The organism is Mesorhizobium sp. IMUNJ 23033, from assembly GCF_044778005.1.
Lineage (GTDB): Bacteria > Pseudomonadota > Alphaproteobacteria > Rhizobiales > Rhizobiaceae > Mesorhizobium > Mesorhizobium amorphae_A.
Genome location: NZ_JBJACT010000021.1, coordinates 78,393 through 97,435 on the forward strand (window position 1 = coordinate 78,393; position 19,043 = coordinate 97,435).

Consider the following 19,043-nt stretch of genomic DNA (forward strand, 5'->3'; position numbering starts at 1 on the left):
CCGACGCAAGGTTCGTTCTCGGCGGAACTATCGGAATATCTGTTCAGGGGAATGCTCCGCGCCAACCGGCGCTGATCTCATTCCCCGATACGAAGAGGCTGGAACGTTTCAGCCCACCGCGCGTCGCGAGCACGCCAGGGACAGCGATGTCGTGTCGCGCTATGGCGGCGAGGAATTCGCCATCGTCATGCCGGGATGCTCGCTCGAGGAAGGCGCCGAGCGGGCGGAAGCGCTGCGCCAGGCTATCAGGCAGCTGCATCTGACGCATCGCGGTCGCACACTGGGCACCGTGACGGTCTCGTTCGGCGTCGCCGCCTACCCCGAGCATGGCGCGGGCTGGGCCGAAATCCACCAATGCCGCCGATCACGCGCTCTACGATGCCAAGGGCGAAGGACGCGACAGGGTCGTCGTCGCCAAGACCAGCCCCCCCGGTGAGCGGCCCTCGATCCAGCTGGTAGCGGCCGCGAAAGCGAGCGCGGACATCAAGGGCTGAAGCGCTCCGCGCCAAGCGCGAGCGGTAAGAGGAAGACAAGCAGCGGCTCCGAGCGGCGGCGAGACGCGTTCAGGCGTTCTGGAACTGACTAACAGAGAAGGCTGTTCTCGCAGCCATGCCAATGGCATAGTGGGGTCAGGGCCTACGCTTTCTTTATTCATGGCCCCCTGTCCTGGGTGACCGGCGAAACCCACCCCCCCGCCCCCCGCTCGTCGGTCGCCCTATTTTTCCACGCCAGACATTCTGAGCCGCGCTGGAACGTTTCAGCCGGCCGCGCGTTGTGTTTTTCGGGGTGTGGCCGGTTTGTTTCGGCCGGCCATTGTGTTCGGGAGGCGCATGGCAGGGGATGTCCCAGGTCCAGACCGTGAAATCCACCGAGGCGGCAGCAGCGCCGCGGGCGTCGGATGCGTTCGCGATGAAGCTCACCTCATCGGAACTGGCAACGACGATGTCGCATTTCCATCGCGCCGAGATCGGCCGCATGGCCGGCTGGCGCGACCGGCTCGACCGGACCAGCAACTGGGCGATCACGGTCGTCGCCGCCATGCTGTCGGTGTCGCTGTCGACGCCCAGCGCCCATCACGGCGTGCTGCTGTTCGCCATGCTTTTGATCACGCTGCTGTTGTGGATCGAGGCGCGGCGCTACCGCTTCTTCGACGTCTACCGGGCCCGGGTACGCCAGTTCGAACGCTATTACTTCGCGCAAATCTTCTCGCCGCAGCCGGACTACGCCTCCAACTGGCTGGCCATTGTCGGTGAAGGCTTGCGCTCGCCCCGCTTCCTGATCTCGCAGCGTGCGGCCCTGGTGCGGCGGCTTCGTCGCAACTACCTCTTCATGTACACGATCCTGATGCTGGCCTGGGTGCTGAAGATCACGACGCCCAGCCTGCAGCGCGAAGGGTCACCGATCGGCTTCGGCGCCTCGTTCCTCGACGCGATGCGGGTAGCATCGCTCGGTCCCGTGCCCGGCATCGTCGTCGCGTGCATAGTGGGGTTCTGCTATGCCGCGCTGCTCGCCGCGGCCTTGCTCGTCAGCAGTGAGGAAGGCGAGCTGTCGCATGGCACCGTGCATGTGTGAGCATGGCAATTCCGCCATCGTTCCGAAACGTTCGGTTCCTATTTCAGCGACATTGTCGAGCGGAAGTCCTTGCGCTGTTGCGGTTGGGATCAAGGCTGGTCTGGCACGGCAATGGGCGCAGAATATTTGGCCTTCAGCCATGTGTTCGACGATCCGCTCCTGTAGCGGCTGTCGGCGCGCTTGGAGATGATGCCCTCGAGCCCCATCTCATCGACGGCGCGGAAGATCGCTAGCGCACTGCCTTCGAAATGCGCGCTGTACTGGATCTTGCCGAGGCCGGGCTCAACCAGCTGCCACAGCGCCTGCTTGCGCTGCAGCAGGGGCAAGGAGGCAAGATTGCGACCGTCGAGATGGAGAATGTCAAATGCGACGAACACCAACCGGCTCGGCTCGTTCCAGATCGCGGCTTCCAGCGCGGGACAATCGGGAGCGCCCTGCTCGCCCGCTACAATGACCTCGCCGTCGAGAATGGCAGCCCGGCATGGCAGCTCGGCTGCCAGCGCGATGGGCCAGTATTTTGTGGTCCAGTCGTGGCCGTTCTTGCTGTAGAGACGCACGCCGCCTTTATCGATGATGATCTGTGTCCGGTAGCCGTCGAACTTGATCTCGTGAACCCATCCCTCATCTTCGGGCGGGTGCTCGACCGGAGTCGGGATCTGCGGCGGAATGAACTGCAGCCGGCCGCTGCTGACTTTGGGACGCTTACTCAAGACGACCACCTTTGACCGCGTGGCGGCGGCATGATCGGCACAGGCGGCCCGACATCCCCCCAACGTGGACGCCTGCCGCCTGTGCCGAGCCCCCGCCAAGCCACTACGAACATCTACGCACGAGGCCGGATTGTCGTTAGCTTCGCATCCAAATACTTGTCCGGGCGTACATATCTCGCTGTAGGCGGCGATCCTGCACCGTTCTCACTGTCGGTACAGGCTCTCGCACCGTCCCCGGCTGGCCTATGCTATCTCGGGTTGCCGGCCCACGCAGTCCCCTGCAAATTTTGGGCGACCTGGTCAGTCCATCAAAAGCACCACAGCGGGATGCAGCTTCTTCAGATTCGGCAATGATTTCGATTGCCAGGGTATGTCGGGCGTTCCACGCACGATGAGTCGAACATCGGGATGCTTGCGCACCTCGATGGTAAATTTCGCCAGCAGGTTGATACCGGAAGAATTGAGAAACTGAAGGTCCTTTAAATTGAGCGTAACGGAAGAGGGATTTGAGGCAAGAACACCGATCGCCAAAGCCATGATGGGTGCACCAGCCTCGGAACTGGCAAGCCGCATTGCACCGTCGAAAAAGATATCGCTTCCTTCGATCCACACGCGGTAGTCGTCTGTTTTGATTTCCATGGCCTGGCTTCGTTTCATCTAGTTGTGCGTTTGCGAGATCGGAATGGAGGCATATGTCTCCAGGCAAATCCGATCGCTTTCGTCGGCAGAGCTGAATATCCAAGCCAAACGCGCGTCATAGTCGCTCATCAACGTCAGCAATCCGAGTCCTGAGCGTACCACGTCGGGGTTCGCAGCATTCGCTTCGATTCGCTGTATCAGCAGGTCTCTGGGGTCGCCAACCGTGATGTCCGCCAGGAGACTTTGGAACTCGGACGCGTTTTCACCATCGAGGTCATTCGACACCTTGAGCTTGAAGCACTCCGAATCCATCGACGCCTCGATCACGATTTCGCCCGGTGCGCGAAACTTGACGGCATTTTCGATGAGCTCGTTGACCAGATACCCGATGCTGTGCCGCACTTCCTTGTAGTCGTTGCGGGACGACTGAAAGCGCAATGCGAAAAGATCGGCGATGAAGTCCGAAGTCGTAGCACAATGACGCCAACTCAAGTCGAGAGGTCCGTCGAACAGCCGCACCCGGCTGACACTTTCCATCATCCCGATAGCAAGGTCAGGGGTACCGAACAGCGTGGTCATTCCTATGTGTGCCTTATGATTACGAGGGTGATGTCGTCGTGGATCTTCTGGATTCCGATATGGGCCATAAGATCCTCAATGATCCCGGTTTTGATTTCCTCTGCGCTCCTGCCATAACGTTTTCGTGCGCTCTGGCAGAGGCGCTCGAACCCGAATAGCCTTCGGTCCTGGTCTTCCGCCTCGGTCACACCGTCGGTGTGCAGCACGATCACGTCGCCACTCCCGAACACGATGTCGCGCGTGGCAATGAACTGCGAGATGTCATGCTCCAGACCAACCGGCAGACCCAGATCAAGCGTATCGATGCGTTCGACTTCCCCACCCGCACGGACGACCAGAACGTCCTCATGCTGGCCGGATAGCGTTACCTGCTCACCCTCAAAGTCAAGAAAGGCCAGCGAGAGATGCTTGTCCGTGTTCGTGCGCTCAATGTTCTTGTAGATCGCCCTGTTCAGCCGATCCAGAAACTGGTGCGGATCCCCTTCGTTGGTCTCCTGCAGCGCGCGTGCAACGGATTGGACCATCAGCATCAGCACGCCGCTCTCGAGACCATGACCGGTCACATCGCCGATCCCGATCTTGACCCGTGACCCGTTCTGCAGGACGTCGTAGTAGTCACCGCCGACCTCGTCGGCAGGCCGCATGTAGGCTGCGATCTCCAGCCCCGGAATCGCTTCGAGTTCGAATGGTTTCGGCAGGACCATCATCTGGATCTGCCTGGCAACTGCGAGCTCGGCACCGAGGCGGACGTTCTCGTCCCGCAACTTTTCATTGAGTGCGGATATCTCCTGATTTGCGTCCCCGAGCTCTCTGGTTCGGTCGTCGACGAGTTGCTCGAGGTTTTCCGTGTGAAAGCTGATCTGCTCAGCCATCCGGTTGAAAGCTATCCCTGCCGCTCCAACTTCGTCGCGCGTCGGAATGCTCACGCGGACTGAATAATCTTTGGACTGGAGCCGCTGGGCGGCGCTGGCAAGCGCCCTGAGGCCCGCGGTGATCCGCTTCGAAATTCCGAGCACGGCCGCGAAGACAATCAGAAGCGAAACGACGATCGCGGCGATCTGAAACAGCAGGATACGATTGGTTGCGCGAGAAATACTCTCCTGAGCGGCGAACAGGGATGCATAGATCTCCCGTTCGGGAACGACGATGCCGACCGACATCGTTTCGGACTTGATCGGTCCCGAACTCCACAAATTGGTCGGCTTCAATCTCTTGAGGACGACAATGTAGGGGACGCGTTCGCCCTTGTTGTCGAGCATGATATGCTGAATGACCCCGTCATTGTTCTGGTCGAGAGGCAGCGACGCGATAGCCGGCTGTGTACTTCCCCGCAGAGACCTCTCCAGGCCGGTGACGCCCTGCGTGCCCGCATCGCTCGATGAAGTCAGGCCGATGATCGCCTGGCCCGACGGATTGATCGCCACCACGTTGCCAGTCGACATCGTAAGGAAGCCGAACCCGGTTTCAGCGATCTTCACACGTTCGACGACTTCCGCGAGCTGATCGAGAGTGATGTCTGCTCCTGCCGTACCGGCGATACCGGTGCGATCGCGCGTCCACAGCGGGTGGAAAAAGCTGACGATCAGCTTTCCCGTGATTGCATCGGTGTAAGGCGCCGTCTGGGTAATGTCGTCAGGAACCGGACGTGAGGCTGGATCCTTGGCCCATTGCTGCCATGACCCATAGATTCCCGGAAAGAAAAACTCCCAGAACTCCGCCTTGTTGTGGCCTGGATAGAGCCGGTCGAAGGTCTGTGCCTGGTCCGTATACGGTACCGTCCTGAAGATCGGCCGTTCTTTGGGACCAATGTAGTACATCTGCAGTTTGGACGACCCGCTGGCCATGAGAGTCGGCGCGACGAGATCGATCACGGTACTGTCTTCTATTTCCTGCTGAACGGCCGGCAACGGACTGTGGTCGGCGCCCAGCAGGTAGCCCCAGACGCTTACCACGGAAGGCGCGCCCGGCAGATTCTGCGCCCAATCGCCCTGCGTGTCGTAGACGACCTTCACGGAGCCGGGCGTCTCATGCGAAAGGGTCGCTCCGACCTGTTGCTGCCTCATCGGATCGTCGATCTGGGCCTGCAGCACGCCGGCCAGCGCCTTGACGTCCCCATGAACCCGATCGAGCAGCAGGTCGACACTCAATGCTGTCGAATCGGCATAGGAACGAAGGTATTCCTCGTTTGCGGTCGTCAGGCCCTCACCGACTTCCGACGTGGCATCGCGCGACAGCTCTTGAACGTTCCAAAGCGCCAGACCACCGCTCAGCAGGAGATCGAACAGTACGGCGCCGCCAACGACCAATACGAACTTCGCTCGAAAGGAGCGCAGGCCGAAGCGCGGTGTGGGCTCACTGTCGGTTTTCATTGCGGCCGTCGCCCCGATGCGACCCAGATCGGCCAACCCGCATAACCCTTGGGATGGAGCGCAGCGAAAATGTGGTCCTGGAAGCCCTGCCGGAACCGTGCGACGAACTCCGGACAGTCGCCGCGTTTGCTCGCCATCTCGCCCGCATAGACATCGGCCCAGGCCGCAATGACATCGGCAAAATCCTGCGGATCGCCGTCCAGGTTAGTGACCATGAAGGTCTCGACACGGATGTCTTCGAATCCGGCTTCGATCAGGTATCGCCGGCTCTTGGGCCCAAGCTCGACGTCCATCTCGAAATGCCCGAACAGCTTCGCCACCTCGTTGTAGGTCCAACGAATGCTTTCGGCGCGCGGCTCGCCGAGGCAATGCGAATTTTTCTCGTTGGTGATGTAGACCCGCCCGCCTGGCTTGCATATGCGGTAGAGCTCCTTGAGGATGAGTTCAGGTCGATTGAAGATTTGAAGGGAGTGGCGGCAGGTCACCAAGTCGAACTGCGCTTCGTCGAGCAGCATCTCCGACGCATCGCCATAGGTATATTCGATGCCCCGGATATCGAACTCCCGCATCACGCGTCGAGCATAATCCAGGCTTGATATGGAGTGGTCGAGGGCGACGATCCGCGACGGCTGGAACTCCTTCTGCACGAGCACGGCGAAATCACCGATCCCGCAACAGATGTCGGCCATGACAATCCCGGGCCTCATGCCGTGTCGCGGCAAGATCGCGCGCTCGTGGCGCCAGGTCATCTTTGTCTGTGTGCGCAGGATTGGAACGAACCCGCCTTCCTCAAGGAAGCCCTGCCCCGGATAGAATTCGCTGTCATACTCTTCGACCGTGATGTTCGGTTCGATTCCGCTCAAGCGACCGAATTTTCGCGACGTCCATCCGACGACACTTGACGTGATGACGACGAATTTGAGATCGGGCCGAGCGCGGCAAGCGTCAATGATGATCCTTGAAAAGGCGTGAAACGCAGCGTTGTTCATCTGCGTCAGGCGTCTGACGTTGACGTAGAGAACGCCGCGCACCCGGCCGATCGCATCGCGGAGCAATGCTATGCTGGGCCCAAGCTCATCGATGGCCTGAGGCCGGACCACCCCCGATATGGAGAACTCCTGGTTGTTGGCGTCGTATTGCGCCTTGAAACGCGGGAGAAGGCTCAATTTCGCAGGCCCTCAAGCGGAAGATCCACGACAAGCTTGATTGCATCACCATCGGCTTCCTCCAGCCTGAGTGTCGCGTTGTAGTCGACAGCCAGTTCCAGGAGTACGACCTCCCGGCTGGGCGCGAGATCGCCAGACACCGAATTGAGGTATCGCTCCCTGGCCTCTATTCCTGCGACTTGCGATACGGCTTCTTCGTAGAACCGGCGCTCCTCTGGCACACAAGGAAGTATCAGCTCGATCCTGTCCGTCGCGCCATGGCGGGACACCCTGCATGCCAGTTCGCCGTCGGCATGGCGCGTACGAAAGGCGACTTCCAGCAATTCGTTGAAGGCAGAGGAAAAGAGATTTGAATGCCGGACCGAGTCTGACCTGTTTTGACTGATCATCCGGGCCATGTATGTCGAGACATAATCGCAGTGTCTCCAAACGGAGACAAAAGCTTTGATTTCCATGTCAATCTGGATCATGGGCTCAAAAGCCGGCCCGCCAGCCAGGTCATGATGAACAGGTTCCATCGGCATCCTCCCTTGTTCCATCAGTACTGTGCCCTGGTGGGGCGATGACCTCCGAGGCGGATAATTTCACCGCGGCCCGTTATGAGTCAGTCTCGCATCGACTCGAAGAATGCGCGGTATCTGCCTCGATCGTTTCTACAAATCTCCCCTTCACAGTTAACAAAGGGTGCAAGGCGCTAGACCGCCCGATTTGATCCCTCCATCGCTCGTACCACCCTCAGCGGGGACCGCCTGATGAAATCGCTGGTTGCCTCGGCTCCGAGCGGGCGTCCCAGGAAATTCCCTTGCAGGCAATCGCAATTCTCCTTGATCAGCCACCGTGCCTGTGCCGACGTCTCGACCCCCTCGGCGGTAACGCTTATTCCCAGGCCGTGCGCCAGATTCATGATCGATCGCACGATGGTCTGGCTTTTGAGGTCGGTCTCCAGGTCCGCGATGAAGTATCGATCTATCTTCAGCGTGTCGAAAGGAAAGTTCTTAAGGTAGCTCAACGATGAATAGTATGTTCCAAAATCGTCGAGCGATATTCGTATCCCCAAGACGTTCAGGGTATTTAACGTGTCGATATTGTCGATCGTCTTCTCAAGAAGAACCGTCTCGGTTATCTCGAGTTCAAGTCGGTCTGCTCGGATTCCCACTGCGTCGATGACCTGAGCGACCGTGTCCGTCAGCGAACCGCTAAGGAACTGAGCCGGCGACAGGTTCACCGCGACCGTCAGCGAGGAGGGCCACGTCAATGCCTGGCGACAGGCTTGCTCGAGCACCCATCGTCCAATCTCGTCCATCAGACCGTCGGCTTCGGCGATCGGTATGAACACACTGGGTGGAATGATTCCGATCTCGGGATGCCGCCACCGCAGTAGCGCTTCGAAACCGATCACCGACGAGGGAGGCCGAATGAGCGGCTGATACTCCAGATAAAGCTCGCCCCGCTCCAGAGCGGTTCGAAGGCTGCGCCTCAGATTCTCGCGTTGCTCGAGCAAGAGCAGCATCGAACGGTTGAACGTTCGAGCGCAACCGCGCCCATCCGTCTTGGCTGCGTAAAGTGCAATGTCAGCAGCTTTCATCAGCTGCTCGCCATCGGTCCCGTGCTCCGGCCCGAAAGCAATTCCGATACTCGAGCCGACGAAGACGGCAATGCCGTTGATGACGAACGGCTCCTTGAACGCTTCGACCAGCGATCCGGCGAGGCGCTCGGCTTCCGCCGGCTGATCCTTTCCCAATTGGATGACAGCGAACTCATCGCCGGCATACCGGTACGCGGATTCGCCGTCCTGCAGCGCGTCGCGGATTCGACCTGCCGCGAGCTGAAGAAGCGTATCGCCTGCTCCATGGCCGAGCGTGTCGTTGACCGCTTTGAAATCGTCAAGGTCGATTTGCAGCAGGGCGGCTTTCGGTTTTGGTCCGCCGATGGCCTCCAGTGCCTGCTGCAGCCGCTCGCCGAATCTCCGCCGATTCTGCAGGCCGGTCAGCACGTCGTGCGTCGCCTGGTGGAGCAGAATTACATGCTCCTGTTCCTCCGCCGCGCTCCGCCCGCCGTGCTCCCTTGATTCGATGATTCCCACACCATTTGCAGTAGCGAAGACGAAAGCGGACCGTGGCGCTTGGCCCGACGATCGCGGCAAATCGATGCTGGCCGGAGAGCCGCCGTGGAGCACACGAAGAAATTCGTCGCGATGCCTCGCATCGAGGAAGCTCGGGTAGATCTCCCAAACAGCGGCGCCCGGCGCCACCGCGCCTCCGTACACACCTTTGAGCCTGGTTGCGTAGTGCGTCAGGTTGAAGTCGCGGTCATAGAACGACAAAAGTTCGGTCGTGTTCGCCAAAAGGTCAGCGAGAAGCGCTTCGCCGGCACGTGGAACATCGCTCGAGGAAGGCCCCTCACTCTCGGTGCCGACGCCTGATGCCTCTGGATGCAAGAGCCACCTCCGTAAACGGTGCAAATCCGCGTCCCCCAGTCTAGAAATAACATAACTATCAAGCTTGGCAAACTTTCAACTCGCAGTCTTAACAAGCGCCGCATGCGGCGTAGTTGCAATGTACGCTCCGCTGCAATTGGCGGAAAATTATCAATAACGATGAACAGTCGCAACTCGTTAATAAATCGGGAATTGGCGGGGATTAGCCATACGATTGGCGGCGCGGTGGACGCGACACGAAGTATTGTGATCTATGAGGCGGCGTGGCCTTCCCCGCCCCGGCAAGCCTGTTTTGAGCCCCGCCCCGTCCCAAGATCGCCGATCCCCAATTCAGTTTCCGAGCGCTTTGAGCCAACCTTCAAAGGAAGGGGCCTTCTCGTGTCCCGCAAGCGAAACAGAGTTGGCGGGGCGCGGCAATACCACAGCAGTCCGGCCTTCGCGGGGGCTGTAACCGAATTCCTTGCTGAATGCCCGGCTGAAATTCGCCGCAGAACTAAACCCGAAGGCTTCAGCAATTTCAACTATACGCCGGCTGTCCGCCGGATCGCTAAGCGCAATATGGGCTGCCAGAAGGCGGCGACTTTGTATGTAATGGAGAACACCACCGCTCGGTTCGAACAACTGATAGAGACGAGAGCGTGATACGCCGAGCGCCCGGCACATTGTATCCGGTGTCAAATGAGCCGCATCCAGATTGTTTTGGACGTATCGACGCGCTCGCTCCATCAACGCGACACTCGTCAATTGTTCGGAGGCCGCAACATGTTCCGCCGGAGGCGTGAGGCAGGCAATGATCATGCTGCGTGTTGCGTGTACGATGCGAGGCAGATCTTCAGCCGTGAGACTGCGCAGCCTTGCTTCAATGCTGTTGACGTAGTCAACCAAGAGGTTGGCAAAGTTGCCGGACAGAATTGAATTGTTCTTTGCGTCGAGAGTTGCCGCCGCATCAGAGAACAAATCACGCGGCAGATAGAGAAAGAGACTTTCGGAGTCCGTTGTCCTCCCGCGAAACGGATAGCCAAGCGACCTGATCTCCAATTTGCCCGGCTGGCCTTCTGCAACACGGCGATCGACCTCTGTCCACGACCGGCCAATACGTGGCAAGACGATATACCAGTGATCGATCGAGCTGGACCGAAGCTTAGCGGCAGAACGGATGTAACTATGTGCCGGAGCGTGCTGCTGGACGATCAGCATGCCACCGAGGTTCCAAGCCGTGTGGTTGGCGGGAAAGCCATCGTCCAGCGATCTGTCATCCGGCAACCTGACCTCGACAAGCGGCGCCATATGCGCTTGCCAAGCGGCGAATTGATCCTCTGGCGCCAGTTCGAGCGTTGAAAAGGGCAGAGGTTCGAGCGCCGGCGCGAGTAACGGAGCAGCCTCATTGTGAGGTTGAGCTTCGCGTGCCCAGCGACGTCGATCACGCTCCGGTGCCTGCTTCGCAGAGGTCTTGTCTTGCCTTTTAGCGTCCATCGCGTGGTGCCATATCCGAATCGGCTATGCCCATGCCCCTCTCAATCATGTGGTGTAACTCAGGCATCTGGCAAGACTGGCGGACTCGAGTCGACTGAAACGGCGATCACGCTGGATTACGGCAAGAAATGCATTCCGAGATAAGTTTCTGGATGCGAAGCTAACGACACTCTTCAACCTGATGCGTATAGAATCGAGCATCGTGAAATATTAGTTGAGGAGACCACCGAAGTGACCACAAAGCTCAACAGCGAAGCTCGTCGCAGGATAATTCTTGATGGATACGGTAACAACGAACCGTTGAAGGATATTGCGGCAAAGATCGGATGCTCCCTGGCGAGTTTGAAAGTCACCGCCAGTAAACTCGGCTGCACTCGAACACCGAAAGAGGCGGCGGAATTTCGACGCGGCTTTCATGTTCCGGAACACAAACGGCAAGATTATTACCAACTTATGGTTGCTGGACAATATAAAGCTCGTGAGTGTGCGCTGATTTTGGGATTAATTACAGAGCAATCATCAGCAAACAAGTAAACTTATTCAAATACACTGCAGACGATATTGTCACTTAAGCAGTCCATCGCTTCAGCGGTTCATCAGCAAAAAAGCCCGCCGCAAGCACGGGTAGCGGGCCCTGAAAGGTTCGCACGGATGCTGCGTCGACGTTTCAATCGCACCTGCCTCAGCCCTCACGATCTGGCTATTTGCGAACGCGTATTCGATCAGGTCTGTGCGGATGAGCATCTCGACCCTTTGGACCCGGACACCGAAATCTTGGCGGTGATGGTTGTGGCCATTTTTCGAAATGCTCACACCAGCGAGCGCGAACTGATGGAGGCGGTCAGATCTCGTCGGCAAAAGGTCGGGGGAAGCGGGCATTAGAGCGTGTCTGAGCGCGGCAATCGCCCATCGCTTTGAAAAGTGCGATCCCTATTTCAGCGACAGCCATGTCGAGCGGAAGTCCTTCGTGTTGTTGCGGTTAGGATAGGGCTGGTCCGGCACGGCAACGCCAAGATGGGCGCAGAGCGGCTCCCAGCCGTCGCCCAGCCTGTGGACCAGCAGGCGCTCGGCCGGCACTGTGGCAATGACACCCTCGACATTGGCCTCATAGGCGGCGATCGCGGCCGCGCGATCCTGCGGCCGGCCGGCGAAGACCTGCTTGGCGATGAGGGCGACGCCTAGCGAATCCGGCTCCTGGCTAGTGGCGATGCCGGCAACGATCGTCTTTTCGAAACTCTCCCACCAGCTTTCCGGCGAGCGCCAGGTGAGGATGACGCGGGCGTCGGGGTAGAAATCGATCAACTCCCGCCAGTAATAGGCCGACGGCCAGTCCATGCAGGAGACATAGCCGGAGAACAGCGTGTTCCAGTCGGGCGCGGCACCCTTGGCCAGCGCGCGCCAGAGCCGCTTCTGCTCTTCGTTGGTGTTGACCGCGGACATGTGGTGGCAGGGGCCGTAACCCAGGATCGCAAGCGCCTCGCGCATCGAATCCGTGCCGGTGCGGCCGAAGCCGGTTCCTATTATTTTGATCGCCATGCCACCCCTCCCCTTGATCGAGCAGATCAGTCTCCCGCCACCACGATCCGCAGGCGGTTGCCCTCGGGATCAGCGAGGTGCAGTGCCCCATCCGTTTGCGTCGAAGGCAGGTTCGCGTTGCCGAGCCGCCGCGCGACCGCAGCGAGATCTTCAGCCGATGGAACCACCACGGTGAAATGATCGAGACCGGCGGCACCGGGCGGCGGTTCGCGCAATTCGTCGCGAGCCCAGATATTGAAGGCGACCATGTGCGGGCGCCGGTCGGTGCCGCAGTCGAACAGGCCGAACGAGCGGGACTGGATGTGCGGCCCGAAGCCGAGCGCGCCGAGATAGAATGCCATCAGCGCTTCCGGCGAGCGGGCGCGCATATGAATATGGCCGATGAAGGCGTGCGCCGCCAGCATGGGTTCGACATGGCCGGAATTGCCGAGCTCGCGCAGCAAGCCCGCGACATCCAGCGGCTCGAGGCCGGAATGGGCGCTGCCGTCTCTGGCGATCAGGGTGACGCGGCCGTCCGCGGTCTCCTGTCTCGAGGCATAACGCTCGGGCGTGTCGAAACAGATCTCGATGCCGTTGCCGGATGGGTCGGAGACATAGAGGGATTCGGAGATCAGGTGGTCCTGGGCGCTGTGTCTCAGCCCCGACGCCTTGAGCCGGGCGGCAACGCGCGCCAATTCCTTGCGCGTCGTCACATGGATGGCGACATGGAAGAGATCGCGCGACTTCGGCGGCAGCACGGCATCCGCCCCGGCATGAAGCACGATCAGCGCCTTGCCATCGACGCCGAGTCCGACTGTTGCGCCATCATCGCTAAGCACCGCGAGGCCGACCGCGTCGACCCAGACCGGCAAGGCCGCTGCGATATCGATGACGCGCAGATGAACCGGCCCGAGACAGGTCGCGCTGGCCAGCAATTCTTCGCTCATCGATCGTCGTCCGGATTGCAGCCTCAGAACATTAGCTTTGAACGATATAGCTGTCTTGTGCAAAGTGACCGGTCGCGCGTCCCACTGGTCCTGTCAGGGAGGCGGGCGTATCCTGCAGTCCAATGGTCTGAAAACGATCTCGCTAGGAGATTGCGATGGCTCAGGCAACGCGTCACGACGCTTGGCAGGCGGGAGACAGCTACGACCTCTATATGGGGCGATGGAGCCGTCAGATCGCTCCTCTCTTCCTGGATTGGCTCGATCCGCCCGAGGGGCTGGATTGGCTGGAGGTGGGGTGTGGAACCGGGGCGCTGTCCGCGGCCATCCTTGCGCGATGCAGCCCCGCGAGCCTGGTCTCGATAGATCCCTCGGAGGGCTTTCTCGCCAAGGCGCGCGCAAACGTGCCTGACGGCCGTGTCGAGTTTGCCCAAGGTGATGCGCAGGCGCTGTCCGTCCAATCGGGCAGCAAGGACGTGGTCGTGTCGGCGCTGGTCCTCAACTTCATCCCCGACAAGCAGAAGGCGCTCGCGGAGATGCGGCGGGTTGCTCGCCCTGGAGCGGCGATCGGGCTCTATGTATGGGACTATCCTGGCGGCGGCGTGGAATTCATGCGGGCATTCTGGACAGCAGCGACGGCCCTCGACCCCGCCGCCATCGACCTTGCCGAGGACAAACGCTTTCCATTCTGCACACCGGACGGATTGACCGACCTCGTGAAGACGGCGGGACTGGTTTCCATCGACTGCACCCAGATCGAAATGCCGGCTGTGTTCAAGGACTTTGACGACTACTGGCGCCCCTTCACGCTGGGCGCAGGTCCGGCGCCGGGCTACTGCATGAGCCTCGAACCGCCAGCCCGCCAGCGCCTGATGGAGAAATTGCGTGACAGCCTGCCGCGCGGCGAGGACGGATCAATCCCCATGAAAACCAGAGCCTGGGCAGTGCAAGCCAAGGTAAGCTGAAGGTCGCTGCGCCAGACCAGGAACGATATCGCTCTCCGGAGCGGTTCACCGTTTCGCGGAAACGCAGAACCGCTCCATCCTTTTGTTTTGACGCAATTCCGGACGGAAAACCGCTACGCATTTTTCCTGGAATTGCTTTAGCGGAAAGTTCGGGTTGACCGCTCCCGGGCACGAAGCGACTATCGGGTCCAGCCAGCCGGCGCAGACTGCAGGGAGGAAATGCAATGGACGAACCCGATCAGTGGCGTCACATGTCGAGCGCGCCACGGGACGGCAGCCGCATCCTGGTCACAGTGCGGCCGTCCGAACAGGGGCCAGCGGAAGTCGACATGGCCTATTGGTCGCGCGCCGACCAGTTCGGCGCCGAAGGCTGGCGCGCCTCCGACTCCTCGCCGGGCCGGGTGGTCGAATATGCCGACCCGGAGCTGAAATGCTGGATGCCGCTGCCAAGGGCCAATCCGGGCCGGGCCTCGATGCCGGCGCCCTGGGAAGGCGAAGACGTGCCGCTGCTCGACGGCTCCGGCATATGAGCGGGAGCGGCCGGCGACGACCAGTGCAACCGCATCGGGTTTGACCCCTTCGGTCGTTACCTCGGCCGGCGCACCGCTCGCACCGTTCCGCCGGATCCGCTGCCGCAGAAGAAGCAGTCGCCGCCATCGGATTCGAGGCCGGACACGCCGGTGCCGGCCGGCATGTCCAGCCGCTCCAGGACCTTTCCGGTTTGCGGGTCGACGCGCCGCACATCACCCTGGTCGCCTTCCCAGGTGCCGTGCCACAGTTCTCCGTCGACCCATGTCACGCCGGTGACGAAGCGGTTGGATTCGATGGTGCGCAGGATTGCCCCTGTCTCGGGGTCGATCTGGTGGATCTTGCGCTCTCGGTACTGGCCCACCCAGAGCGTCCCTTCGGCCCAGGTGAGCCCGGAATCGCCGCCGCCGCCCGGTGCTGGAATCGTGGCCAGCACCTGGCCGGTGTCCGGATCGATCTTCTGGATCCGGTCCTTGGCAATTTGGAACAGGTGCTTGCCGTCATAGGCGGTGCCGGCATGGGCGGCGACATCGATCGAGCGCAGCGTCTCACCGCTTGCCGGGTCGAAGGCGGTCAGCTTTTCGCCGGAGGCAAACCAGACATTCTTTCCGTCAAAGCTCACCCCATGCACGGCGTCCACCCCCGGAAAGGGTCCGTATTCGCGCAGGATTTCGGCCGCTGCATGTTTCATATCTTTGTCCTCGCCAAGATTATCAATGATAGCTCCTAGCCGTTCGGCAGCGGTGCCGGGAGTAACAAGGTGGTCGTGAATCCGGCCACCGGTGGCGTCATCCAGCGGCGCGCGCGGCCGTGCCCGAATGACTGCACCTTGCCGGTCAAGGCGAGCTGCTCCAGCGCCCGCTGCACGCTGCGCTGTCCGGCGCCCAGCGCCAGCGCCAGCGCCGAGCTGGCCCAGGATTCACCATCGGCAAGGAAGGCCAGCACCGCCGCGTGCCGCTCTTCGATCGGCCGCGCCAGCACCAGCACCTCGCCGGCCTGGCGTGGCGTCAGCGCGAAGCCTCGCTTGGTCGCGCCGATGTCGGCCAGCGGCCGCAGTTCGGCGCGCAGCCGGCCGATCTCGACCCGCAGCCTGGCGCGATGCGATTCATCGGCGTGCTTGCCGCCGAAAGCCCGTGCCACGAGTTCCTCTCTCGACACATCCCCCGGCCACGCTTCGGCGAGCGCCCGTGCCAGCGCAAACAGCACCGGGCGCGTGGCCAGCGAGATTGTCGCTTCCTGCTTGCGCACGAGATGGCGCAAGGCATCGACGACCAGAGCCGGCGAGGCCTGCAACGCCTCGACCTCCTCGAGCAGCAGCGGGCGCTCTTCGCCCTTGGCGATCAGCCACGCCGCGGGTGTCTCCAGCGCCAGGAATGCACTGTCGACCTCCGCCGTCAGCCCGGCAATGCCGGCCCGGTTCGCGGCCAGCCTCGCCCACTCCAGCGCCTCGCGCGCTGCTTTCGTCCTGAGGCGACGCATCGCGATCCCGGCGACGGCGAGCTCGTGCGCGGCCCGCGAGGCCGGCGGAAGGGGCGCCGGGTCGAGCCCGGCCAGCACACGCTCGGCTTCGTCGAGGCGGCCGATCAGCAGCAGGCGCCGCACCGTGAGGTGTCCAGCGTGCGCTGCGTTCAGCCGGTCGCCATGCTTTTCCAGCGTCGCCCGCGCCGCGTCGAGCGTCTTGGCCGGCCAGCCGAGATCGCGCGAGACCAGCGCGATCTCGGCCTCGGCAACAATGCATCTGGCGCGCGCCACGGGCTCTTTCGGGCTGAAGCCGCGCACGGCGCGCCGCAGCAGCAGCTTGGCGCGATCGAGGTCGCCAAGCTGTGCCATGGCGATGCCGCGCAGCGCCAGCGCCGGTGCATCCTCACGCAAGGCGACGCGGTCGAGCGCGCCGAGCGGATCACCGGCCGCCAGCGCCAGCCCAGCCGCGGTGATCAGCGAGTCCATTCAAATCCCGTCACACTTGTAACTCCCACCTTTCGGCACAGGGCCCTACTCTATCTCACCATCGGCAACCAACAACACGTCGCAACGGCGTGACGACAGACTGGCAAAGGAGAAGACCATGACCAAGCACACCGCAATGAAGACACCGCCTGTTGTTTCGCAGCAGCAATGGGAAGCCGCGCGCGAAAAGCTGCTGGTGAAGGAGAAGGCCACGCTCCGCGCCAAGGACGCTTTAGCCGCCGAGCGCCGGCGGATGCCGTGGATGGAAGTGGACAAGACTTACACGTTTGAGGGACCCAACGGCAAGGCGAGCCTGCTCGACCTGTTCCACGGCCGCCGACAGCTGATCGTCTACCGCGCCTTCTTCGAGCCCGGCGTCTATGGCTGGCCTGATCACGCCTGCCGCGGCTGTTCGCTGGGCGCTGACCAGGTCGGCAATCTCGCCCATCTCAACGCCCGCGACACCACGCTCGTCTACGCCTCGCGCGCTCCGCAGGCAGACATTGCGCGGCTGAAGAAGCGGATGGGCTGGGAGATGCCCTGGTACACCATCACCGACAGCTTCGACAAAGACTTCGGCGTCGACGAATGGCACGGCCACAACGTGTTCATCCGCGACGGCGACCGCATCTTCCGCACCTACCTCATCAACAGCCGCGGCGACGAGGCGATGGGCACCGTCTGGAGCTACCTCGACGCCACGCCGCTCGGCCGCCAGGAGGTCTGGGAGGACTCGCCCGAAGGCTATCCGCAAACCCCGACCTACAAATGGTGGAACTGGCACGACAATTACGACGCCGCGCCCGACAAGAAATGGGCCGAAGTGTCGGATGCCGGAGAGGCAGCTTTCCGGGACAACAACTAGCTGGCGGGTTTGGCAGGGCGCCCGGTGCCGTCGGCGAGCGGGCGGCCTCCCCTGACACGTGCCAGTGGCGCAATTGCGCTCCATCAAGGGAAAGAGACCATGAGCGAGACCCATGCAGGCACCGGTGGTGCGATCCCCAGTGATCAAGCCAATGCAGTTACCCTTGGCACCACCGACTGGCTGTGCCTTGCCGCGGCACCGACCTTTGCGCTGATGGCGCTGCTCACCTGTGTTCAGGGTGGCGATGCGGCCACGCTGTGCATGGGCGCGAATGCCTCGCCGCTCACCGGAATGCCGGCGATGTATCTGTTGATGAGCGCCTTCCATTTGGCGCCCTGGCTGCGGGTGATTTCCGGCCGGCAGGCACGCCCGGGCCGGGAATAACCAACCTCAGGCATTTGAACCCTTTTGATCGCTGACAAGCAGACCCATCACGAAACAGGAGACCGTCATGACCAATCGCAATTTCACCACTGCCTTCACGGTGGACCAGACGCCGGAAGCAGCTTTTACGGCCATCAACAATGTCCGCGGATGGTGGTCGGAAGAAATCCAAGGCCGAACCGACAAATCCGGCGAAGACTTCAACTACCACTATAGCGATCTCCACCGCTGCAAGATCAAGGTGACGGAGCTCGTCGCCGGTAAGAAGGACGCCTGGCGCGTGCTGGACAATTATTTCAGTTTTACCGAGGACAAGACCGAATGGACGGGCACGGAGATCATCTTCGATATCTCCGGCAAGGACGGCAAGACCGAGGTCCGCTTCACCCACCAGGGCCTGGTTCCGGACTATGAGTGCTACGACGCCTGCTCCGACGGATGGCGCACCTATATCAACGGCAGTCTGCGCAGCCTGATCGCAACAGGCAAAGGGCATCCCAATGTCGGGGACCCCATGACCGACAGCGAACGGACGCTTGTTGCCTAGCTGGTTCCCCCGAGGGGTGGATCGCGAGGGGGGATTGGCTGTTGCTCCCTCAGTGCACTTCCGCGACAACCGTCCCCGAGACCGGGTCCGTCACGCCGAGATTGCCGCCGAGGTCTTCCAGCGTATCGCGGAATGTGTCGAGAAGGCCGATCATCGATGGCCGCGCGGCGGCGAGGCTGTCCATGTCGTTCCACTCGCCGACAAAGCAGAACGTGCCTTCGCCGGTCTTGATCAGGGCGCCCTTGCGAAAGCCCGCGGCGTTGAGCGCGATTTTCTCATGCGCTTCGATGAAAGCCTTTTCCTTGCCTGGCTTGGTGCGAAAACGGACGACATTGTAGGCGGTCATAATTTCCTCCCATCGGTTCAAGTCATGCGCTCCGGTCCACATGGAGCAGAACGCTGC

The 19,043-nt window shown here is 61.2% G+C and carries 22 protein-coding genes; 8 read left to right on the top strand and 14 right to left on the bottom strand.

Annotated elements, in window-relative coordinates:
• Positions 1-43: 43 nt before the first annotated feature.
• Positions 44-259, bottom strand: coding sequence for a hypothetical protein (locus tag ACFX5Q_RS21770; RefSeq protein WP_404281386.1), 216 nt, complete (start codon positions 257-259; stop codon positions 44-46).
• Between ACFX5Q_RS21770 and ACFX5Q_RS21775 the strand changes: the two genes are divergently transcribed.
• Together ACFX5Q_RS21775 and ACFX5Q_RS21780 are read left to right on the top strand one after the other, a co-directional pair.
• Complete coding sequence (locus ACFX5Q_RS21775; protein ID WP_404281383.1) at positions 188-436, top strand: hypothetical protein; 249 nt, start codon at positions 188-190, stop codon at positions 434-436. The two genes, ACFX5Q_RS21770 and ACFX5Q_RS21775, sit on opposite strands and share 72 nt — an antisense overlap.
• 404 nt (positions 437-840) lie before the next feature.
• Complete coding sequence (locus tag ACFX5Q_RS21780) at positions 841-1,572, top strand: DUF2270 domain-containing protein (protein ID WP_404281322.1); 732 nt, start codon at positions 841-843, stop codon at positions 1,570-1,572.
• A gap of 89 nt (positions 1,573-1,661) precedes the next feature.
• On the opposite strand, the gene ACFX5Q_RS21785 is transcribed toward ACFX5Q_RS21780, so the two are convergent.
• The 8 genes from ACFX5Q_RS21785 to ACFX5Q_RS21820 form a co-directional block, all read right to left on the bottom strand.
• Positions 1,662-2,282 carry an RNA ligase family protein gene (locus ACFX5Q_RS21785; RefSeq protein ID WP_404281323.1) on the bottom strand — a complete coding sequence of 207 codons (621 nt, stop codon included), beginning with the start codon at positions 2,280-2,282 and terminating at the stop codon, positions 1,662-1,664.
• A 300-nt stretch (positions 2,283-2,582) separates the two neighbouring features.
• Positions 2,583-2,921, bottom strand: coding sequence for a hypothetical protein (locus tag ACFX5Q_RS21790; RefSeq protein ID WP_404281324.1), 339 nt, complete (start codon positions 2,919-2,921; stop codon positions 2,583-2,585).
• Positions 2,922-2,939: 18 nt separating this feature from the next.
• Positions 2,940-3,500: an ATP-binding protein gene (locus ACFX5Q_RS21795; protein WP_404281325.1), complete on the bottom strand. Its 561-nt coding sequence runs from the start codon at positions 3,498-3,500 to the stop codon at positions 2,940-2,942.
• 2 nt (positions 3,501-3,502) lie between these two features.
• Positions 3,503-5,869 (bottom strand): SpoIIE family protein phosphatase, encoded by a 2,367-nt coding sequence (locus ACFX5Q_RS21800; protein ID WP_404281326.1) that lies wholly within the window; start codon positions 5,867-5,869, stop codon positions 3,503-3,505.
• Positions 5,866-7,035, bottom strand: coding sequence for a methyltransferase domain-containing protein (locus ACFX5Q_RS21805; RefSeq protein ID WP_404281327.1), 1,170 nt, complete (start codon positions 7,033-7,035; stop codon positions 5,866-5,868). The genes ACFX5Q_RS21800 and ACFX5Q_RS21805 overlap by 4 nt, the downstream gene beginning before the upstream one ends.
• Complete coding sequence (locus ACFX5Q_RS21810) at positions 7,032-7,553, bottom strand: ubiquinone biosynthesis methyltransferase UbiE (RefSeq protein ID WP_404281328.1); 522 nt, start codon at positions 7,551-7,553, stop codon at positions 7,032-7,034. The genes ACFX5Q_RS21805 and ACFX5Q_RS21810 overlap by 4 nt, the downstream gene beginning before the upstream one ends.
• Before the next feature lie 176 nt (positions 7,554-7,729).
• Positions 7,730-9,472 (bottom strand): putative bifunctional diguanylate cyclase/phosphodiesterase, encoded by a 1,743-nt coding sequence (locus ACFX5Q_RS21815; protein ID WP_404281329.1) that lies wholly within the window; start codon positions 9,470-9,472, stop codon positions 7,730-7,732.
• Between the two features lie 330 nt (positions 9,473-9,802).
• A complete protein-coding gene (locus ACFX5Q_RS21820) occupies positions 9,803-10,945 on the bottom strand; it encodes a helix-turn-helix domain-containing protein (RefSeq protein WP_404281330.1) in 1,143 nt (380 codons plus the stop codon).
• Between the two features lie 231 nt (positions 10,946-11,176).
• Here ACFX5Q_RS21820 and ACFX5Q_RS21825 point away from each other — a divergent pair, with 231 nt between their 5' ends.
• Entirely contained in the window at positions 11,177-11,479 is a 303-nt protein-coding gene (locus ACFX5Q_RS21825; RefSeq protein ID WP_192181569.1) for a hypothetical protein, read from the top strand.
• Positions 11,480-11,875: 396 nt separating this feature from the next.
• Here ACFX5Q_RS21825 and ACFX5Q_RS21830 read toward each other — a convergent pair whose 3' ends face one another.
• The gene (locus tag ACFX5Q_RS21830; RefSeq protein WP_192181567.1) at positions 11,876-12,481 is read right to left on the bottom strand and encodes a sulfotransferase family protein; all 606 of its coding nucleotides are present in this window, start codon (positions 12,479-12,481) and stop codon (positions 11,876-11,878) included.
• A gap of 26 nt (positions 12,482-12,507) precedes the next feature.
• Positions 12,508-13,407 carry a VOC family protein gene (locus ACFX5Q_RS21835; protein WP_404281331.1) on the bottom strand — a complete coding sequence of 300 codons (900 nt, stop codon included), beginning with the start codon at positions 13,405-13,407 and terminating at the stop codon, positions 12,508-12,510.
• A gap of 155 nt (positions 13,408-13,562) precedes the next feature.
• Here ACFX5Q_RS21835 and ACFX5Q_RS21840 point away from each other — a divergent pair, with 155 nt between their 5' ends.
• Both ACFX5Q_RS21840 and ACFX5Q_RS21845 read left to right on the top strand, forming a co-directional pair.
• On the top strand, positions 13,563-14,369 hold the full coding sequence (locus ACFX5Q_RS21840) for a class I SAM-dependent methyltransferase (RefSeq protein ID WP_404281332.1): 807 nt from the start codon (positions 13,563-13,565) through the stop codon (positions 14,367-14,369).
• A 224-nt stretch (positions 14,370-14,593) separates the two neighbouring features.
• Positions 14,594-14,899 carry a hypothetical protein gene (locus tag ACFX5Q_RS21845; RefSeq protein WP_192181564.1) on the top strand — a complete coding sequence of 102 codons (306 nt, stop codon included), beginning with the start codon at positions 14,594-14,596 and terminating at the stop codon, positions 14,897-14,899.
• A gap of 56 nt (positions 14,900-14,955) precedes the next feature.
• On the opposite strand, the gene ACFX5Q_RS21850 is transcribed toward ACFX5Q_RS21845, so the two are convergent.
• Both ACFX5Q_RS21850 and ACFX5Q_RS21855 read right to left on the bottom strand, forming a co-directional pair.
• Positions 14,956-15,588, bottom strand: a complete 633-nt coding sequence (locus tag ACFX5Q_RS21850) for a PQQ-binding-like beta-propeller repeat protein (protein WP_404281333.1) — start codon at positions 15,586-15,588, stop codon at positions 14,956-14,958.
• Between the two features lie 35 nt (positions 15,589-15,623).
• Positions 15,624-16,844, bottom strand: coding sequence for a helix-turn-helix domain-containing protein (locus tag ACFX5Q_RS21855; RefSeq protein ID WP_404281334.1), 1,221 nt, complete (start codon positions 16,842-16,844; stop codon positions 15,624-15,626).
• Positions 16,845-16,962: 118 nt separating this feature from the next.
• On the opposite strand from ACFX5Q_RS21855, the gene ACFX5Q_RS21860 reads away from it, so the two are divergent.
• The 3 genes from ACFX5Q_RS21860 (at position 16,963) to ACFX5Q_RS21870 (ending at position 18,640) form a co-directional block, all read left to right on the top strand.
• The gene (locus ACFX5Q_RS21860) at positions 16,963-17,709 is read left to right on the top strand and encodes a DUF899 domain-containing protein (protein WP_404281335.1); all 747 of its coding nucleotides are present in this window, start codon (positions 16,963-16,965) and stop codon (positions 17,707-17,709) included.
• Positions 17,710-17,808: 99 nt separating this feature from the next.
• A complete protein-coding gene (locus ACFX5Q_RS21865; protein ID WP_404281336.1) occupies positions 17,809-18,093 on the top strand; it encodes a hypothetical protein in 285 nt (94 codons plus the stop codon).
• A gap of 67 nt (positions 18,094-18,160) precedes the next feature.
• Positions 18,161-18,640: an SRPBCC domain-containing protein gene (locus tag ACFX5Q_RS21870; RefSeq protein WP_404281337.1), complete on the top strand. Its 480-nt coding sequence runs from the start codon at positions 18,161-18,163 to the stop codon at positions 18,638-18,640.
• Positions 18,641-18,689: 49 nt separating this feature from the next.
• On the opposite strand, the gene ACFX5Q_RS21875 is transcribed toward ACFX5Q_RS21870, so the two are convergent.
• On the bottom strand, positions 18,690-18,986 hold the full coding sequence (locus ACFX5Q_RS21875) for an antibiotic biosynthesis monooxygenase (RefSeq protein WP_120018249.1): 297 nt from the start codon (positions 18,984-18,986) through the stop codon (positions 18,690-18,692).
• Positions 18,987-19,043 lie beyond the last annotated feature (57 nt).

Excerpts from the sequence above, each read along its gene's own strand:
- ACFX5Q_RS21830 (WP_192181567.1), bottom strand. The coding sequence starts at position 12,481 with ATGGCGATCAAAATAATAGGAACCGGCTTCGGCCGCACCGGCACGGAT.
- ACFX5Q_RS21835 (WP_404281331.1), bottom strand. The coding sequence starts at position 13,407 with ATGAGCGAAGAATTGCTGGCCAGCGCGACCTGTCTCGGGCCGGTTCAT.
- ACFX5Q_RS21860 (WP_404281335.1), top strand. The coding sequence starts at position 16,963 with ATGACCAAGCACACCGCAATGAAGACACCGCCTGTTGTTTCGCAGCAG.
- ACFX5Q_RS21845 (WP_192181564.1), top strand. The coding sequence starts at position 14,594 with ATGGACGAACCCGATCAGTGGCGTCACATGTCGAGCGCGCCACGGGAC.
- ACFX5Q_RS21870 (WP_404281337.1), top strand. The coding sequence starts at position 18,161 with ATGACCAATCGCAATTTCACCACTGCCTTCACGGTGGACCAGACGCCG.
- ACFX5Q_RS21875 (WP_120018249.1), bottom strand. The coding sequence starts at position 18,986 with ATGACCGCCTACAATGTCGTCCGTTTTCGCACCAAGCCAGGCAAGGAA.
- ACFX5Q_RS21865 (WP_404281336.1), top strand. The coding sequence starts at position 17,809 with ATGAGCGAGACCCATGCAGGCACCGGTGGTGCGATCCCCAGTGATCAA.
- ACFX5Q_RS21800 (WP_404281326.1), bottom strand. The coding sequence starts at position 5,869 with ATGAAAACCGACAGTGAGCCCACACCGCGCTTCGGCCTGCGCTCCTTT.
- ACFX5Q_RS21775 (WP_404281383.1), top strand. The coding sequence starts at position 188 with ATGCCGGGATGCTCGCTCGAGGAAGGCGCCGAGCGGGCGGAAGCGCTG.
- ACFX5Q_RS21770 (WP_404281386.1), bottom strand. The coding sequence starts at position 259 with ATGCAGCTGCCTGATAGCCTGGCGCAGCGCTTCCGCCCGCTCGGCGCC.
- ACFX5Q_RS21790 (WP_404281324.1), bottom strand. The coding sequence starts at position 2,921 with ATGGAAATCAAAACAGACGACTACCGCGTGTGGATCGAAGGAAGCGAT.
- ACFX5Q_RS21855 (WP_404281334.1), bottom strand. The coding sequence starts at position 16,844 with ATGGACTCGCTGATCACCGCGGCTGGGCTGGCGCTGGCGGCCGGTGAT.
- ACFX5Q_RS21780 (WP_404281322.1), top strand. The coding sequence starts at position 841 with ATGTCCCAGGTCCAGACCGTGAAATCCACCGAGGCGGCAGCAGCGCCG.
- ACFX5Q_RS21795 (WP_404281325.1), bottom strand. The coding sequence starts at position 3,500 with ATGACCACGCTGTTCGGTACCCCTGACCTTGCTATCGGGATGATGGAA.
- ACFX5Q_RS21850 (WP_404281333.1), bottom strand. The coding sequence starts at position 15,588 with ATGAAACATGCAGCGGCCGAAATCCTGCGCGAATACGGACCCTTTCCG.
- ACFX5Q_RS21810 (WP_404281328.1), bottom strand. The coding sequence starts at position 7,553 with ATGGAACCTGTTCATCATGACCTGGCTGGCGGGCCGGCTTTTGAGCCC.
- ACFX5Q_RS21820 (WP_404281330.1), bottom strand. The coding sequence starts at position 10,945 with ATGGACGCTAAAAGGCAAGACAAGACCTCTGCGAAGCAGGCACCGGAG.
- ACFX5Q_RS21840 (WP_404281332.1), top strand. The coding sequence starts at position 13,563 with ATGGCTCAGGCAACGCGTCACGACGCTTGGCAGGCGGGAGACAGCTAC.